This is a genomic window from Nocardia sp. CA-119907 (assembly GCF_050955995.1).
Classification (GTDB): domain Bacteria; phylum Actinomycetota; class Actinomycetes; order Mycobacteriales; family Mycobacteriaceae; genus Nocardia.
On sequence record NZ_CP192091.1, the window covers coordinates 8,484,524 to 8,499,814 of the forward strand.

Annotated in this window: 18 protein-coding genes; 6 read left to right on the forward strand and 12 right to left on the reverse strand. The window is 65.3% G+C overall.

The genetic code is table 11. The annotated features are described in order from the left end of the window. Positions 1-33: 33 nt before the first annotated feature. Positions 34-966: an oxygenase MpaB family protein gene (locus tag ACQP2D_RS38360; RefSeq protein WP_433680804.1), complete on the reverse strand. Its 933-nt coding sequence runs from the start codon at positions 964-966 to the stop codon at positions 34-36. Positions 967-1,200: 234 nt separating this feature from the next. Between ACQP2D_RS38360 and ACQP2D_RS38365 the strand changes: the two genes are divergently transcribed. Next, a complete protein-coding gene (locus ACQP2D_RS38365; protein WP_433680805.1) occupies positions 1,201-2,136 on the forward strand; it encodes a TetR family transcriptional regulator in 936 nt (311 codons plus the stop codon). A gap of 31 nt (positions 2,137-2,167) precedes the next feature. Here the strand turns inward: ACQP2D_RS38365 and ACQP2D_RS38370 are convergent, their stop codons facing one another. The 3 genes from ACQP2D_RS38370 to ACQP2D_RS38380 form a co-directional block, all read right to left on the reverse strand. Next, complete coding sequence (locus ACQP2D_RS38370) at positions 2,168-2,653, reverse strand: barstar family protein (RefSeq protein ID WP_433680806.1); 486 nt, start codon at positions 2,651-2,653, stop codon at positions 2,168-2,170. Then, entirely contained in the window at positions 2,653-3,141 is a 489-nt protein-coding gene (locus ACQP2D_RS38375) for a ribonuclease domain-containing protein (protein WP_433680807.1), read from the reverse strand. The genes ACQP2D_RS38370 and ACQP2D_RS38375 overlap by 1 nt, the downstream gene beginning before the upstream one ends. A 129-nt stretch (positions 3,142-3,270) precedes the next feature. Further along, a complete protein-coding gene (locus ACQP2D_RS38380) occupies positions 3,271-4,086 on the reverse strand; it encodes an exodeoxyribonuclease III (protein ID WP_433680808.1) in 816 nt (271 codons plus the stop codon). A 68-nt stretch (positions 4,087-4,154) separates the two neighbouring features. Between ACQP2D_RS38380 and ACQP2D_RS38385 the strand changes: the two genes are divergently transcribed. Next, on the forward strand, positions 4,155-5,009 hold the full coding sequence (locus ACQP2D_RS38385; protein ID WP_433680809.1) for an alpha/beta fold hydrolase: 855 nt from the start codon (positions 4,155-4,157) through the stop codon (positions 5,007-5,009). Positions 5,010-5,036: 27 nt separating this feature from the next. On the opposite strand, the gene ACQP2D_RS38390 is transcribed toward ACQP2D_RS38385, so the two are convergent. From ACQP2D_RS38390 to ACQP2D_RS38425, 8 genes are all read right to left on the reverse strand, one after another. Then, on the reverse strand, positions 5,037-5,891 hold the full coding sequence (locus ACQP2D_RS38390; protein WP_433680810.1) for an alpha/beta fold hydrolase: 855 nt from the start codon (positions 5,889-5,891) through the stop codon (positions 5,037-5,039). Then, on the reverse strand, positions 5,888-7,183 hold the full coding sequence (locus ACQP2D_RS38395) for an acyl-CoA dehydrogenase family protein (RefSeq protein ID WP_433680811.1): 1,296 nt from the start codon (positions 7,181-7,183) through the stop codon (positions 5,888-5,890). Before ACQP2D_RS38395 ends, ACQP2D_RS38390 begins: the two co-directional genes overlap by 4 nt. Positions 7,184-7,210: 27 nt before the next feature. Beyond that, positions 7,211-8,089 carry an SDR family oxidoreductase gene (locus tag ACQP2D_RS38400; RefSeq protein WP_433680812.1) on the reverse strand — a complete coding sequence of 293 codons (879 nt, stop codon included), beginning with the start codon at positions 8,087-8,089 and terminating at the stop codon, positions 7,211-7,213. A gap of 27 nt (positions 8,090-8,116) precedes the next feature. After that, positions 8,117-8,995 carry a MaoC/PaaZ C-terminal domain-containing protein gene (locus ACQP2D_RS38405; RefSeq protein ID WP_433680813.1) on the reverse strand — a complete coding sequence of 293 codons (879 nt, stop codon included), beginning with the start codon at positions 8,993-8,995 and terminating at the stop codon, positions 8,117-8,119. A gap of 17 nt (positions 8,996-9,012) precedes the next feature. Continuing rightward, complete coding sequence (locus ACQP2D_RS38410) at positions 9,013-9,447, reverse strand: type II toxin-antitoxin system Rv0910 family toxin (RefSeq protein WP_433680814.1); 435 nt, start codon at positions 9,445-9,447, stop codon at positions 9,013-9,015. A 56-nt stretch (positions 9,448-9,503) separates the two neighbouring features. Beyond that, entirely contained in the window at positions 9,504-10,709 is a 1,206-nt protein-coding gene (locus tag ACQP2D_RS38415) for a lipid-transfer protein (protein ID WP_433680815.1), read from the reverse strand. Between the two features lie 415 nt (positions 10,710-11,124). Then, the gene (locus tag ACQP2D_RS38420) at positions 11,125-11,781 is read right to left on the reverse strand and encodes a TetR/AcrR family transcriptional regulator (RefSeq protein WP_433680816.1); all 657 of its coding nucleotides are present in this window, start codon (positions 11,779-11,781) and stop codon (positions 11,125-11,127) included. Between the two features lie 46 nt (positions 11,782-11,827). Further along, the gene (locus ACQP2D_RS38425) at positions 11,828-11,989 is read right to left on the reverse strand and encodes a hypothetical protein (protein WP_433680817.1); all 162 of its coding nucleotides are present in this window, start codon (positions 11,987-11,989) and stop codon (positions 11,828-11,830) included. Positions 11,990-12,101: 112 nt separating this feature from the next. On the opposite strand from ACQP2D_RS38425, the gene ACQP2D_RS38430 reads away from it, so the two are divergent. The 4 genes from ACQP2D_RS38430 to ACQP2D_RS38445 all read left to right on the forward strand — a co-directional run bounded on the left by ACQP2D_RS38430 (position 12,102) and on the right by ACQP2D_RS38445 (position 15,291). Continuing rightward, positions 12,102-13,241, forward strand: coding sequence for an epoxide hydrolase (locus ACQP2D_RS38430; RefSeq protein ID WP_433680818.1), 1,140 nt, complete (start codon positions 12,102-12,104; stop codon positions 13,239-13,241). Positions 13,242-13,244: 3 nt separating this feature from the next. Then, the gene (locus tag ACQP2D_RS38435) at positions 13,245-13,817 is read left to right on the forward strand and encodes a hypothetical protein (protein ID WP_433680819.1); all 573 of its coding nucleotides are present in this window, start codon (positions 13,245-13,247) and stop codon (positions 13,815-13,817) included. A gap of 51 nt (positions 13,818-13,868) precedes the next feature. Beyond that, positions 13,869-14,765: a LysR family transcriptional regulator gene (locus ACQP2D_RS38440; RefSeq protein ID WP_433680820.1), complete on the forward strand. Its 897-nt coding sequence runs from the start codon at positions 13,869-13,871 to the stop codon at positions 14,763-14,765. Positions 14,766-14,880: 115 nt separating this feature from the next. Further along, positions 14,881-15,291 carry a nitroreductase family deazaflavin-dependent oxidoreductase gene (locus ACQP2D_RS38445; protein WP_433680821.1) on the forward strand — a complete coding sequence of 137 codons (411 nt, stop codon included), beginning with the start codon at positions 14,881-14,883 and terminating at the stop codon, positions 15,289-15,291.

Below are 15,291 nucleotides of genomic sequence, written 5' to 3' on the forward strand. Positions count from 1 at the left end.
GATCGGCGGCGTTCGCGGGTCCCTCCCGCGCGGTCATGCGGAAGTTCGCGACGCCCAGTTGCGCGGGTCGACACCCGGCATGCTCGGACGCCCGGTGCTGAGCAGTTTGTGTTCACGCTCGGACAGCAATCTGTAGACGGGCGCACTGGGACCGGCCAGCGTGCCGCGCAATACCGGCGGCAGCAGCGGCGGGGCGATATGCGCGGTGCGTACGCCCTGGGCCAGCGCGTGGAAGGCGAGCTGTTCGGGAAGTCCCCACCGCATCCCGTACATATCGCGGATCCGCGGCGGCAGGCTGCCCTGCACCAGCAGGTAGAACGCGCCGACAACCTGGCGCAGCGGCCCGCGCTGCGGATAGGGCACGCGCTGACCGGCCAGATACGAGCCGACCAGCCGGGCCTCATCGGTGAGGAACAGCTCGTCCGAGGCCAGGTAGTCGTCGAAGGATGTGCGGAACAGCCGGTAGCTGCCGGGCGCGGCCTCGCGCGGCATGCCGAACAGTTCGGCCCAGCGGACGTAGTCCTGGTACAGGCCCTCGCGTTCACCATCGGTCAGCGGGCGGACCAGCAGATCGTGCATCACCTCGGCGGAGTCGAAGGTGAAGGCCATGGTCATGTACATCAGCTGCGGGTCGAGCGCGGAGTAGCCGGTGCCCGCCGGATGATGCGCACCCGCGTCCTCGGGCAGCGCGCCGACAACCTTCGCATGCTTCTTGGTGGTGAAGGCCAGCGCCCGATCGGCCTCATCCTTGCTGCCGAGGAAGACGGCCTCGAAGAGCTTGCCGGTCAACGCCAGTCGCGTGTAGGGCGTCGTCCGGTGCTCGGTGTTCTCCGCTGTTCCGACATAGAGCAGCGGATGCACGGCGCCGACGACCAGGGCGCGCTGACCGTAGGTGAGACCCACCGCGCGCTTGCTCATGACCCGCCGGGCCATCGAATTGTCGGCGAAATAGCCGGGCTCGGACATCGCTGCCTCCTCATTGAGTGCGTGCCGTCGGGCGCAACGGGCATCAGCACCCCGGACTGCCCGCCATCCCGGCGCACGCCGGGATTCACAGCATCTGGCAATAGAATCTCCCAGAATTAATGATCTGGCAATAGCTTCTGCCAGATTGTGCTCGGATCGCATCCGGCCACATCCGGCAGCCGCGTCGGACCGCGATCCGATCTGCCGCAACCGCACCCGTGCCAGAATCGCCATGTGACAGCATCGCGAAGCGATTCCATGGGGGGTGGTGGTCGGGCGACGGGTGAGCCAGCATCGCGCGACGATTCGGTGGGGGGTGCTGGTCCGGCGACCGGTACGCGAGCAGCACGTAGCGAATCCGCGAGCGATCGGCCGACAGGTAGGTCGACATCGCTCAGCGAATCCGCGGGGGATGGCGGCCAGGCGACCGGTAGGTCGGAATCGCGCGGCGACTCCACAGGAGGCCGCGGTCGGGCGACGGGCAGGTCAGCATCACGTGGCGACACCGCTGGGGCAGGCGGTAAGACGGCGAGCGGCGCAGCGAAGCGGACCTACGGCGGCGTCTCCGCCGAGGAGCGCCGCGCCCAGCGGCGCACGACGCTGCTGGATGCCGCGCTGGAGATCATCGGCACCCAGGGCATCGCCAAGCTCACCGTCTCCGGACTGTGCGCGCAGGCCGGACTCAATGAGCGGTACTACTACGAAAGCTTCGACAGCCGGGACGCGGTGCTGGCCGCGCTCGTCGACAGGATCGCCGAGGAGATGGCCGCGACGATCGTCGGCGCTTTGCAGGCCGCACCGGCGGACACCCGGGCCAAAGCGCATGCGGCGATCTCGGCCGGCATTCATCTGCTCACCGACGATCCGCGCAAGGCGCATGTCGCGCTGGTCGCTGGCATGGCGACGCCGGAGCTGCGCGCACGCACGAACCAGACCGTGCGGGTATTCGCCCGGCTGGTCGCGGCCGAGGGCATCGATTTCTACGGCATCACCGATCCGGACCCGGATCCCACCATCGACTTCCGTGCCACCTACCTCGTCGGCGGACTGGTCCAAACCCTGACCGCCTGGCTACAGGACGACCTGCCACTCACCCGCGACGAACTGATCGAGCACACCACCGATGTGTTCGTCCTGCTCGGCGAGGACCTGGCCCACCGCCTCACCTGAGCCAGCGCCGAATCGAATAGCGAGCTCGGCCCTACGGGCGCAGCCGGACGATCTGGGGGTCGGCCGGTTCGCCTTGCAGGACAACACGGAAGGCCAGGTCCTGGTTGGACCAATAGTCGGCGGCATCGCGCATGGTCTCGGTGAACCAGTCGCGCTCCTCCAGTTCGTCGATGAGCAGTTCGGCCGAATCGCGGATCACGGCAACGTATCCGGTCGCGGAGCCGACGAAATCATCCAGGTCGCGCAGACACTCGTCGAAGGCGTCCTTATTCGCGCCGAAGTAATACGGGAACTGGAAAGCGGCGGCGAATTCGTCGAAAACGCCCGCGGTGGTGCGCATCTTGCGACCGCGCAGTTCACGCACCACGTAGCCGGAGGGTGCGTCGTAGCGCACGCCGCTGAATGTCGTTGCGTCGACCGGGAGGGCCCCGAGTACCGGCGTGGGTGCCGAGGCCACCGCGTTCGGCGACCGACCGGTCTCGGGGCGAGCAAGGAACTGCGATAACGAGACTGTCATCAGCGCATCCTCGTGAAGGTTTCGTAGTGGTCACCGGTGTACCAGGCGGAACCGTCGCTGCCGGTGACGATGCGCTCGGCGTCGCGAGAACGGTTGCGCTGCTTGGGGTTCACATCCCATTCCTGATAGGTGATGGGTTTGCCTGCCGAGTCCTTGGCGGGCAGTGTGCCCGCGCGGTTCATCCAGGTGTCGCCGCCCTTGGTCCCCGGGGCGTTGGCGGAATCGGGCCAGCGGCCCGCATCGATCTCGACCAGGGTCGCGTAGGCGCGATCCGGTACACCGGGGGCGCGGGTCGCGGCGGGCGCGGTGGTCGTGTCCGGCCCGCGCGCCGGGAGCACCGCGCTGGTGCTGCGCGCGGTCGAGGCGACCGGGGCGACGGTCGGTTTGCTGTCCCCACCCCCGCGCGACGCGAGCACCGCGATTACCAGCGCCAGCACCGCAACGCCGAGCACCGCGAGTGAGCGAACCCGCTTGGACATCAAATTCATCGGCACTCCACCGCATTCCCGAGCGTCACCGCGCCGTATCGGCCGCGGGCATGGACCGTCTTCGACGTGCGGTTCATCGGCTCTGCGCCGCCATCCCAGCACTGTCGCGAATCATTATCGGCGCGAACCTCATCGGTACTGCACCGTGACCGGCGCGTGGTCGGACCAGCGCTCGGCGTAGGTCGTGGCACGCTCGACCACAGCCTGTTTGGCCCGGGTGGCCACCCCGCCGCGTGCCAAGTGGTAGTCGATGCGCCAGCCCGCGTCGTTGTCGTAGGCGCGACCGCGATAGGACCACCAGCTGTACGGCCCCGGGACACCCGGGTGCAGGCCGCGGACCACGTCCACATATCCGGCGGCGAGCATGCCATCGATCCAGGCCCGCTCATCCGGCAGGAAGCCGGAGTTCTTCAGGTTGCCCTTCCAGTTCTTGATATCGAGTTCGGTGTGCGCGACATTCCAATCGCCGCAGATCACGAAATCGCTGGTCTGCGCCTTCATATGCGCGCCGATCGCGTCCAGGAACCGATACTTCTCATCCTGCATCGGCGTATCCGCCTCGCCGGTGTGCACATACACGCTGGCAACGGTCAGCTCATCGAATTCGGCCTCGACGTAGCGTCCGCTCCCGGCGAATTCGGCGCTGGGACCCCAGACACCGTCCTGCCAGCTTCCGATGCCGATGCGCACCGAACGCGGTTCGCGGCGAGACAGAATGCCGACCCCGGCGCGCCCCTTCGACCCGGGCTCGGCATGCGTCAGATGCCAACCGGAATCCAGCGCCGGAGCGAGCGCGGCGCGCGTCTGCTCATCGGTTGCCCGGGTCTCCTGCAGGCAGATGATGTCGGCCTCGGTGGCGGCCAGCCACTCGAGCATCCCCTTCCCAGTCTTCCCCGTCGCCGCGCGGACGCCGTTCACATTGATCGTGGAGATGATTGTCGGCACCTTACGACCGTACAATGCTGGTCAGACGAACTCCCCCGGACATCGCCGTCCAGAGAGGGGTGATGACAATGATGTCAGGCACCACCAACTCCTCCACCCGTCGCGCGCCGATCAAGGCGCTGCATGTCGGATCCGGTGATCCGGTCCTTCTCCTGCACGGGTTCATGCTCTCGCCGCATTGCTGGGAACAGGTCGCGCTGCGGCTTTCCTCCCATTGCGAGGTCTTCGCCCCGGCCTTCGCCGGCCACTGGGGCGGCGAACCGATCGACGGCTGGTCCATCGATTTCCACGCCCTCGCCGACCGGATCGAGGATCAACTCGACGAACTCGGTTGGCGCACCTGCCATATCGCGGGCAATTCCCTCGGTGGCTGGGTCGGCTTCGAATTGGCCCGGCGCGGACGAGCCCGCACGCTGACCGCTATCGCCCCGGCGGGCGGTTGGCCGTCGCCATCGCTTGCGCAATTGCGCGTCGGCGCGAAGTTCCTGGCCCTGGTGCCGATCGTCGAAATCGGTAAGCGCCTTGGCGGATTCGCGATCGACAACCCGATCACCCAACGCCTCGCGCTGCTCTTGCTGAGCAAGAACGTCGCGGCCGTCTCCCGACGTGACATCGCCGCCATGATCACCGCGGCCCTGCACTGCGACGCCATGCTCCCGATGATCCTCGGCAGCACGCGTGCCCCGGCACTCGAGGACCTCTCGAACCTGCCCACCCCCGTCCGCCTCCTGATGGCCGAATACGACCGCATCATTCCGAACCGCACCTACGCGCGCCGCTTCCTCCAGGAACTCCCCGACTCCGCCGACCGCATTCTCGTCAACGGCGTCGGCCACGTCCCGATGCTCGAGGCCCCCGACCGCATAGCCACCCTGATAGCCGAACACATCTACGCCAGCCGCACCCACTTGCGCGCGGTCTGACCCGACCCGGCCGGGTGAGCAGACCTGTTATCCCGCGTCCTTCACGGTGTCGTCGACATACGCAAGGTGTTCGAGCAGTAGCCGGGTGACCTGATCCGGCTCGTCGAGTTGTGGGCTGTGCGCGGCGTTCGGCAGGACCACGTAGCGGCTGCCCGGCAACTGGCTGTGCAGGGTGACGGACGACCTCAGTGGAATGAGTAGGTCGTGTGCGCCGTGCACGATCAGCGCGGGGCATTCGATCACCAAATCTAGATGGCCGTAGCGGTTTTCGGCCGCGTACTGACAGGCCAGCCGAGCGCCGTCACCGATCTTCGCCTGCGAGTCGAATTGTTCGACCCACCATCCGATCACCTCGGGATCCGGTCGATGCGTCGGGCCGTAGAGTGCCCTGGCAAAAAAGGCCTCGACCAGACGCCGTCGTATCGACGGCGACAGCGGCAGTGCACCGAGGGCGGCGAACAGCCGTGGATACCGATTCAGCCGGGCCAGCCCTTTTAATCGCCAGCCGGGATTCAGCGGATCGTCAAGAGCGGCGACTGCTATGACCCTTTCCTGATTGCGTGCCGCGGCGTGCAGCGCAGTCGTGGAACCGAGCGAATTGCCCACCAGCACAACGGGGGCGTGCTCGGCGATCACAGCGTCGAGGAACGCATCCAACTGCGCCACGATCGGGCCGGGCCGCCGCGGATCCGCCTCTCCGAACCCGGGCAGGTCGACCGCGAGCGCACGACGGCCCGCTTGCTCCAATCGGATCAATACCTCGCGCCAAGTGTTCGCACTATCGGCGTATCCATGGACAAGGACAATCGGCGCACCATCCCCAGGGACGGAAAGAACCCGGGTGCGCACGCCGTCGTAGTGCACCCGGGCTTCCGTGATCATTGTGCCAGCAGCCCCTTTGCAATGTGGGTGACCTGGATTTCGTTGCTGCCCGCGTAGATCATCAGGGACTTGGCGTCGCGGGCGAGTTGTTCTACGCGATATTCGGTCATGTAGCCGTTGCCGCCGAAGAGTTGTACCGCGTCCATGGCTACCTCGGTGGCGGCCTCGGAGGCGTAGAGCTTCATGGCGGAGGCCTCGGCGAGGGTCGGCGGCTTGCCCGCCTTGCCGCGCTCGAGGGTATTGAAGACCATATTCTGCACGTTGATGCGGGCGATCTCCATCTTCGCCAGCTTGAGCTGGACCAGTTGGAAGCGGCCGATCTCCTGGCCCCACAGCTTGCGGCTCTTGGCGTATTCGACACAGAGCCGGTGACATTCGTTGATGATGCCCAGCGCCATGAAGGCGACGCCGATGCGTTCGGCGGTGAAGCTGGAGCGGGCACTCTCGCGGCCGTCGCCGCCCCTGTGCTCCTCGGTCTCGCCGAGCAGCCGGTCCCGACCCAATCGCACATTGTCGAAGAACAATTCACCGGTCGGCGAGGCGTGCAGGCCCATCTTTCTGAACGGCTTGCCCTGGGTGAGGCCGTCCATGCCCTTGTCGAGGACGAAGGTGAGCACCTTGCGCTCGCGCTTATCGACGGGAGCGGAGCCTGCGGAGCGACCAGAAGATGCTGCGTCGCCCTCGTCGAGCTTGGCGTAGACGATCATCACATCGGCATACGGGCCGTTGGTGATGAAGGTCTTCTGGCCGTTGAGGATGTAGTCCTCGCCGTCGCGCTTGACATAGGTCTTCATACCGCCGAACGCGTCCGACCCGGAATCGGGTTCGGTAATCGCCCACGACGCAATCTTTTTCATGGTGACGATATCGGCGAGCCACCGTTCCTTCTGCGCGAGCGTGCCGCGCGAGAGAATGGTGGTGGCCCCGAGACCGATGCTGACGCCCATCGCGGTGACCAGCCCCATGCACACACCGGACAGTTCCCCGATGAGCACCGCCATCAGCGATTCCTGACCCGCGAACGGGCTACCGCCGGAAGACTTCTCGGACTTCGCCGGCAATGGCTCCCCCGCCGCGAGCGCCTCGGCCTTCTCGCGCTCCTTCGCCAGCAGGCGTTGGACCGCCTCGCCGCCCATCGCATCGATCCCGAAGTCGCTGAACAACTTCCGGATGATCGGATACGGCGTCACCTCGCCGCTCTCCAGCGCGTCGAGGTGCGGACGCACCTCCTTATCGATGAAGGTGCGCACCGCCTCGCGGATCATCTCGTCGGTCTCGGACCATTCGAACATCATCGTTCTCCTAACGTTCCCGCGAGATCAAGGCAGCCGAGCGGCGATATCGTCGATGAGCCAGGGGCCCTCGGTCTCGATCGTCTTCACGTCGTGCCAGCCTGCCAGCTCGGAGATGGCACCGCCCTGCACTGCGAAAACCTTGCCGGTGAGCGGGCATTTGTCGGTCGCCAGATAGGCGACCAATGGGGCGATATTGGCCGGGCTGAACGCGTCGAAATCGCCCTCCTCTATCGACGCCGCCTCGGCGGCCATGATCTCGCCCATGCCGGGTGTGGCCAGTGTGAGCCGGGTGCGTGCGATCGGCGCGATGGCATTGACCCGGACGCCGTAGCGCGCGAGTTCATCGGCCGCGACCAGGGTCAGCGCGGCGATTGCGGCCTTGGCCGCACCGTAGTTGGCCTGACCCGCGTTCGGGATGGTCGTTCCGGAGGCGGACGCGGTATTGATCACCGCGGCATTCGGCTGGTTGCCCGCCTTGCTCTGGCCCTTCCAGTACGCGGCGGCGTGGTGCAGCACCGCGGCATGGCCCTTGAGGTGCACCGCGATCACCGCATCCCACTGTGCCTCGTCGATGCCGGCGATGAACGCATCGCGCAGAATGCCCGCGTTATTGACCACGATATCGAGGCCACCCAGCTCCGAGATCGCCTGCGCGACAAGATTGCCCGCGCCATCCCAGGTCGCGATATTGTCGGTGTTGGCCACCGCCGTGCCACCCGCCGCGATGATCTCGTTCACGACCTCCTGGGCCGGACCGACATCGGACCCCTCACCGGCATTGCTGCCGCCGAGGTCGTTCACGACGACCGCCGCACCCTCGCGGGCGAATAGCAGGGCGTGCTCACGCCCGATGCCACGGCCCGCGCCGGTGATGACGGCGACCCGTCCTTCAAGTGCACCCATCTGTATGGCTCCTAATGTGTTCGGTGATCAGTCGGCGACTTGGGCGAAACCGTCGCTGAGAACGACATCCGTCCCGCGCACGGTCTCGAAGGCATAGGTGGTGACGCCGTCGGCGGAACCGACCTTCCAGATCCGGGTCTCCAGGTCGTCGCCGGGGAAGACCATCTTGGCGAAGCGAACGGCAAATCGCTTCAGCCGGTTGACATCCGAACCGGCCACCTCGGTGAGCACCGCCCACGATGCGAAGGCCATGGTGCACAGACCGTGCGCGATGATCCCGGGCAGACCCGCATCCTTGGCCACCTGCTCGTCGAGGTGCAGCGGCACCGGATCGCCGGAGGCCGGTGCATAGCGATAGGTCTGGTCCAGGTCGACATGCTGTGGCACCACCGCGACCGGATCCTGCGCCCGCAGACTCTCATCGAATTTGTGCGCCGGAGCAGCGATACCGACCGTCTTACCCGCGTCGATATTGCGGAAGAAGGCGGTCAGATACTGCTCATTGACCAATTCCCCGGCCTCGGTGCGGCATTCGATGAGGATGGTGATGGTGCTGCCGTTCGAACGGCTGGCGTAGCCGATCGCCTTGGCCCGCGATACCAGCTGGTCGCCGGGCCGGATCGCGCGGTGAAAGTGGAAATCCTGCTCCCCGTGCACGACTCGGCCGAAGATGTCCATCGGCGCGACATCGATCACCGGCATCATCATGGCCTCGAAGACCGGGACGATGCCGAAAACCGGCGAGGCCACCTTGCCCGCCAGATGCGCCTCGATCGGATCATTGGTGGCGGCGGCGTATTCGGCGATGCGTTCCTGAGTGACATCGAAACGTTCTTCGTCACACCAGGTTTCGAGCCCGCTGTCTTCGAATTCCACCGGCCGCGCCGCTGCGGCCTCCGCTGTCATCACCCACTCCTTCCGGCTCAGGCCGAGGCCAGCGCGTCGAGCTGCTCGAGGGACCTGTCCAGCTGCTTCAGACCGTCCTTCTCGACTGCCTTGCCGAGTGCGCCCTTGATCAGCGCACCTTCGAAGTCACCGGAGACCAGGATGGTGCTGCCATCGCCCTTGGGCTGGATGTCGAAGGTGAATTCCGTCTTCACTCCGGCCATTCCGGTACCGCCGAGGGTGAGCTTGCTGGGCTGCTCGACCGCTACGACGGTCCATTCCAACTTGTTCGCCATCCCGAGCATGACGATCTTCGCGACCAGCTTGGCCCCCTCCGCCAGGGTGGCGGGCGGCTCCTCCATGAACCGCTCGTGGATGGTGAACCACTTGTCCCAGGTCTGCGGATCGGAGACGACCGCCCAGAGGGCATCGGGGGTGGCGTTGACGTCCTTGGTGGCTTCGATATGGCCCATGAGTTGACTCCTCGTCGAGTGAATGTCGGTGCTGTGCGCGGCTTGTGCCGGTCAGATCAGCGGTCGGCCCGCTGGTAGGCCGTGACGACCGCGGCGCCGCCGAGGCCGATGTTGTGCTGCAGGGCGGCGGTGACGTTGTCGACCTGCCGCTTGTCCGCGGTGCCGCGCAGCTGCCAGGTGAGTTCGGAGCACTGCGCCAAACCCGTCGCGCCCAGCGGATGTCCCTTGGAGATCAGGCCGCCGGAGGGGTTGACGACCCATTTGCCGCCGTAGGTGGTCTGGTTGTCATCGATGAGCTTTCCGGCCTCACCCTCGCCGCAGAGCCCGAGGGCCTCGTAGAGCAGCAGTTCGTTGGCGGAGAAGCAGTCGTGCAGTTCGATGACCTGGAAGTCCTGCGCACCGAGCCCGGCCTGCTCGTAAACCTTGTGCGCGGCTCGGACATTCATGTCGTAGCCGATGAGGTTCTTTGCGGTGTTGTCGAAGGTGGAGGCGAAATCGGTGGTCATCGCCTGACCGACGATCTCGACCGCCTGCGCCGCGAGGTCGTGCGAGTTCACGAAATCCTCGCTGGCGAGGATGACCGCGCCGGACCCGTCCGAGGTCGGCGAACACTGCAGCTTGGTCAGTGGGTCGTAGATCATCCGCGAGCCCAGGATGTCATCGAGCGAATACTCGTCCTGGAACTGCGAATACGGGTTGTTCACCGAATGCTTGTGGTTCTTGTAGCCGATCTTCGCGAAATGCTCAGCGGTGGTGCCGTATTGCTTCATGTGCTCGCGACCGGCGGCACCGAACATCCACGGCGCCACCGGGAACAGCACCTCGGAGATCTCGGCCAGCGCCATGATGTGCTCGGCCATCGGCTGCTCGCGGTCGTCCCAGGTGGAGCCGAGCGAACCCGGTTGCATCTTCTCGAAGCCGAGCGCCAGCGTGCAATCGGCCAGTCCGCCCCGAATCGCCTGTGCCGCAAGGAAAAGCGCGGTAGATCCGGTCGAGCAGTTGTTGTTGACATTGACCACCGGAATACCGGTCATACCGAGTTCGTAGACCGCACGCTGGCCGGAAGTGGATTCCCCGTACACGTACCCGACGTAGGCCTGTTCGACCTCGCGATAGTCGATTCCGGCATCGGCGAGCGCCTTGGTGCCCGATTCCCGCGCCATATCCGGGTAGTCCCACGCACTGCCATCTTCGTTCTTGCGGCGGCCCGGCTTCTCGAACTTCGTCATGCCGACGCCGACGACGTAGACCTTGTTCGTCATCGAACTCCCTCAGGTAGGGCCGTCCGCACCCGTGACGGACGACAGTGGCCGATCCAGCGGGACCGAACTGGTAACAAACATACAAAGCTGTATGTAACTACGCAAGATGGGCACCTGGCTCGCACTACAAATATCAGCAAGTAGCCAGGTAATTGCGGCTAAGGCAGTACATACAGCTGGACGTGTATGTGCAACCAATAGGCGCTGGTAACAGGGATCGCACGATGTTCGGACTCCCGTATCCAACTCCGAGTGCCGTGATGCGTGTCACACCATGGGGTGGGTACCAACAGCTCCGGAGTCGACTATCTGCATCCGGCACCGCACGCCGAAGAACGCGCGCAAGCGGCAGGGCTGAGTGCTGCGCGCAGACCATGGCCAGCGCTACCCGCGACGCAGCGACAACGGCAGTGATCTATTCGACCGACGTCCGATCCACCAGCGATTGCGCGGCGAGCGCTGCCGCCGCGACCTGCCGCAGATGCGCCGAGGCGCGCCGCCACCGCCGGTGTGCCCGCGCGGTATCCGGATCGATGAAGTTGGAGACCAGAATGCCGCGCAGCGCGTCCATCGCGGTATAGATGAAGTCGCGAGTCTCCTTGCGCCGCATCTCATCCGGGACGAATCGGGCGACCGCCATCAGCACCGCGTTATTGACGAACGGCTCGACCTTCTCCATGGCCGAGGCGAGCACCGGATCGGTCCGGCCCGCCACCCACAGCTCGACCGTCGCGATGAACAGCGGCCCCTGATGCAGCTCCCAGAGAAATTCCAGGGCCACCCCGACCGGATCATCCCCGGCGTGGACCTTGGGCATCTCCCGCATCGCGGTCTCGGCCCGCAGCTGCGCCAGGTGACTGATCGCCGCCACCACCAGATCGGTCTTGGACCCGAAGTGATGCACCTGCGCCCCACGGGTGACCCCGGCCCGCTCGGCGACCCGGGGCGTCGTCGTTCCCCCATAGCCGTACTCGACCAGGCAGTCGATGGTCGCGTCGAGCAGCCGCGTCCGCATCTCGCTGCTACGCTGCTCCTGCGTACGGCGCTGTTTGGACGCTGCGGGCCTGGTCATTCCGGCGATTCTACACTTACATACACATCTGTATGTTCATTGGATATCAGCAGGCCCGGCCGAGGTAGGCGCACAGCCTGCGATGCGCGGGGGCGTCCTCGGACATCGACAGCTCGGGGCCGAACATCCCGGGCACGCGGAAGTTGTCCATGCCCATATCGCGCATGGTCGCGAGCATGTCCGCTTGGTCGACCGCCTGTTTGAGCATCAGCGCCGTTCGATAAGTAGAAGTGATCGAACCGGCTCGAAAACGGCGTTGTTCCCGCATTGCCGCTGGTACAGGCTGAAACGGCATATTGGAACGACCCGTTGGAGCCGAATTGTCCGAGATCAAGCCCTTCCGCATCGACATACCGCAGGCCGATCTCGACGACCTCGCCCTCCGCCTGCTGCGCACCCGGCTCATCTCGCAACTGCCCGCCATGGCAATCGCGGGCCGGGGCGACATCGGCATACCGGTACGGCCCGATTCGGAATACGGAGTTCCGCTGTCGTATGTCGGTCCGCTGCTCGAATACTGGCGCGACCAGTTCGATTGGCGCGCACAAGAGCAGCGACTCAACTCCTTTGCACAGTTCACCACCGACATCGATGGGCAGCAGATTCATTTCGTGCACGTCAGGTCGCCGGAGCCGGATGCGATGCCGCTACTGCTGGCCCATGGGTGGCCCACCACATTCACCGAATTCCTCGGGCTGGTAGGCGAATTGACCGATCCGCGCGCTCATGGTGGTGATCCGGCAGACGCCTTCCACGTGGTGATCCCGTCCTATCCGGGCTTCGCGTTCTCCGGGCCGACGCACACAGCGGGCTGGCATCCGGTACGGATCGCGGCGATCTTCAATGCGCTGATGATCCAGCTCGGCTATGACCGTTACGGTGTCCACGGCAATGACAGCGGCGCCACCGTCGCACCCGAAATGGGTAGGCTCGCACCGGAGAACGTGGTCGGCGTGCACGTCGATCAGATCTTCTCCTTCCCCAAGGGCGAGCCGGGCGAGTTGGACGGACTCACCGACCAGGAGCTGATGCTCATCCAATTCGGCCGGAAATTCCGGGAGTACTCCGCCACGGACTTCACCCAGCAGGCCCGGCCGCAGTCCCCCGGCCACGCTCGCTCCGATTCGCCGGTCGGCCAGCTCGCCTGGAGTGCGCAGTTGCTGACCGATTCCATGACCCGGGACGAGATCCTGACCAATGTCTCGATCTATTGGTTCACCAACACCTCGGCGCCCGTGTGCCGGTTCTACTTCGAGAATGAATATTCGACCCCGACTACAACGCCGATGGGGCTCGCCTGTTTCGGCCACGACTTCAAGCCGCCACGCAAGTTCGCCGAGCGCGATCACGCCAACATTGTGCAATGGCACGAATACGACCAAGGCGGGCACTGGGCCGCCTACGAGGTGCCCGACCTGCTACTCGCGGATATCCGCGATTTCTTCCGGAAAGTCATCTGAGATATGGGTTTTCGACGCGTCGTCACCGGCCACGATGCGAACGGCAAGGCCGTCGTCGTCAGCGATGCGGAGTTCGCGTCGAGCGGTCACGGTCCGGACTCCATCTGGGCGGCCGACGCACCGCCCAGCTTCCCCGATATGGGTGCCAGGCCCGAATTCGCGGGTCCACTCATTCCTCTCCCCGGCGGTTTCCATGTCATCCGGCTGAGTTTCCCACCACGCTTCGACCCGGATAATTGGGCCGACTCCTCGGATCCGGTCCACGCCGCGGCCGCCGCCATGGCCCAGATCTCGACCTCGGTGGCTGTTGTCGACGATCCGAACCCGCCCGAAACCTACGGTGCGGCACCGGATTTCACTGGGTTCTACGCGACCGCGTCGATGGACTGCCTGATGCAGATCACGGGCGAGTCGGTATGCGTGCTGGAGGACACCGAGATTCGGTTGGCGCCCGGGGACTGGCTCGTCCTCAATGGTGTGGTGCACGCCTGGCGCAACGACGGCGACCAGGAGGCGGTGCTGGTCGGCGTGATCGCAGGCGCGAAGCACAGCGGCGCCCCGCTGCGCGAGCACTGACGACACCGTAACCTTCAGATCGCACGCTGAACTTACGATCGGGAGGTCTCGATGGAGCTCCGAGATATCGAGATCTTCCTGACGTTGGCCGACGAGCTGCATTTCGGCAGGACCGCCCAACGACTGCACCTTTCCCAGGCGCGAGTGAGTCAATCCATCAAGAGTCAGGAACGCCGCATCGGCGGTCGCTTGGTGGACCGCTCCAATCCGCGCAACGTCCAGCTCACCCCGCTCGGCCGCCAACTTCTCGTCGAACTGCTCCCGAATTATCGGGGCGTGGTCCGAGCGATCGAACATGCCCGGCGCACCGCACAGGGCATCTCCGACGTACTGCGCGTCACCATGATCGGCTACAACCCCTATGACTATCAGCCGTTCTGGGACGCCTTCCGCCGCGAACACCCGGCCTGGGAGCTGCAGATCCGCAGTAGCGAGTTCAGCGACCAGTTCGGCCCACTGAGTCGCGACGAAGCCGACATCGTCATCGCCTGGCTGCCCGTCGAAGAACCCGGCCTGACGGTCGGGCCGATCATCGCCACGGAGCCCATGGTGGCGATGATGCCCGACCGCCACGAACTGGCTGGCGAGAAGTGGGTATCGCTGGAGGTATTCGGCGACCGCGGCGTGCTGGAACCCAGCGCACCACTGCCCGATTACTGGGAGGACGCCGTCAGCCCCTTCTACACGCCCTCGGGCCGCCCCATCCACCGCGTCGCGCCGATCTCGACGCTCGAGGACATCCTGGCTACCGCCAGCACCAGCGACGTCTTCACCAGCTGCATGAGCCACATCGCCCGCTATTACAACCGACCCGGCATCTCTTACCTGCCCATCACCGATTCCCACCTTGTTCGGTGGGCACCGGTCTGGCGCAGCGACTCCGAAACCGAGCAGATCCGCGCATTCGCTCGGGTGATCCGCGATATGGGCTGCCTCGTACAGAACTGAGCCCCAGCCGTTCCGGACACCGGGAAATCGACACCTGGCTGTCGACATTGCCCCCCGGAGTGCACCGCTATCCGCGAGGATTGCCTGGTAACCCGATCTCGATCGAGGAGCGCATATGACCGACTGGAACAAGAACATCATCGAGGAGTTCCGGACCAATAGCGGAAAGGTCGGCGGCCCGTTCGAAGGCAAGGACCTGCTGTTGCTCACCACGACCGGCGCGAGAACCGGGCTGCCGCGGACCAATCCGACGGCCTATATCCGCGACGGCGACCGTCTGGTGATCATCGCGTCCAAGGCCGGTGCACCCGGCCACCCGGACTGGTACCACAATCTGCTGGCGAATCCGAAGGTCAAGCTGGAAATCGGCACCGAAACCCTCGAGGCGACCGCCACCCCGATCACCGAGGGCCCGGAACGCGATCGGCTCTACGCCGCGATGGTGGCTGTCATGCCGGGCTTCGCCGAATACGAGACCAGGACCAGTCGGGTGATCCCGGTCGTCGCGCTGCAACCGAGCACCTGA

What these genes read in the sequence shown, in the direction of transcription:
- ACQP2D_RS38425 (WP_433680817.1), bottom strand. Translation starts at nt 11,989, where the DNA reads ATGCTCAAACAGGCGGTCGACCAAGCGGACATGCTCGCGACCATGCGC.
- ACQP2D_RS38415 (WP_433680815.1), bottom strand. Translation starts at nt 10,709, where the DNA reads ATGACGAACAAGGTCTACGTCGTCGGCGTCGGCATGACGAAGTTCGAG.
- ACQP2D_RS38395 (WP_433680811.1), bottom strand. Translation starts at nt 7,183, where the DNA reads ATGTTCGAATGGTCCGAGACCGACGAGATGATCCGCGAGGCGGTGCGC.
- ACQP2D_RS38405 (WP_433680813.1), bottom strand. Translation starts at nt 8,995, where the DNA reads ATGACAGCGGAGGCCGCAGCGGCGCGGCCGGTGGAATTCGAAGACAGC.
- ACQP2D_RS38360 (WP_433680804.1), bottom strand. Translation starts at nt 966, where the DNA reads ATGTCCGAGCCCGGCTATTTCGCCGACAATTCGATGGCCCGGCGGGTC.
- ACQP2D_RS38375 (WP_433680807.1), bottom strand. Translation starts at nt 3,141, where the DNA reads ATGAATTTGATGTCCAAGCGGGTTCGCTCACTCGCGGTGCTCGGCGTT.
- ACQP2D_RS38390 (WP_433680810.1), bottom strand. Translation starts at nt 5,891, where the DNA reads ATGATCACGGAAGCCCGGGTGCACTACGACGGCGTGCGCACCCGGGTT.
- ACQP2D_RS38370 (WP_433680806.1), bottom strand. Translation starts at nt 2,653, where the DNA reads ATGACAGTCTCGTTATCGCAGTTCCTTGCTCGCCCCGAGACCGGTCGG.
- ACQP2D_RS38435 (WP_433680819.1), top strand. Translation starts at nt 13,245, where the DNA reads ATGGGTTTTCGACGCGTCGTCACCGGCCACGATGCGAACGGCAAGGCC.
- ACQP2D_RS38410 (WP_433680814.1), bottom strand. Translation starts at nt 9,447, where the DNA reads ATGGGCCATATCGAAGCCACCAAGGACGTCAACGCCACCCCCGATGCC.
- ACQP2D_RS38385 (WP_433680809.1), top strand. Translation starts at nt 4,155, where the DNA reads ATGATGTCAGGCACCACCAACTCCTCCACCCGTCGCGCGCCGATCAAG.
- ACQP2D_RS38400 (WP_433680812.1), bottom strand. Translation starts at nt 8,089, where the DNA reads ATGGGTGCACTTGAAGGACGGGTCGCCGTCATCACCGGCGCGGGCCGT.
- ACQP2D_RS38445 (WP_433680821.1), top strand. Translation starts at nt 14,881, where the DNA reads ATGACCGACTGGAACAAGAACATCATCGAGGAGTTCCGGACCAATAGC.
- ACQP2D_RS38420 (WP_433680816.1), bottom strand. Translation starts at nt 11,781, where the DNA reads ATGACCAGGCCCGCAGCGTCCAAACAGCGCCGTACGCAGGAGCAGCGT.
- ACQP2D_RS38440 (WP_433680820.1), top strand. Translation starts at nt 13,869, where the DNA reads ATGGAGCTCCGAGATATCGAGATCTTCCTGACGTTGGCCGACGAGCTG.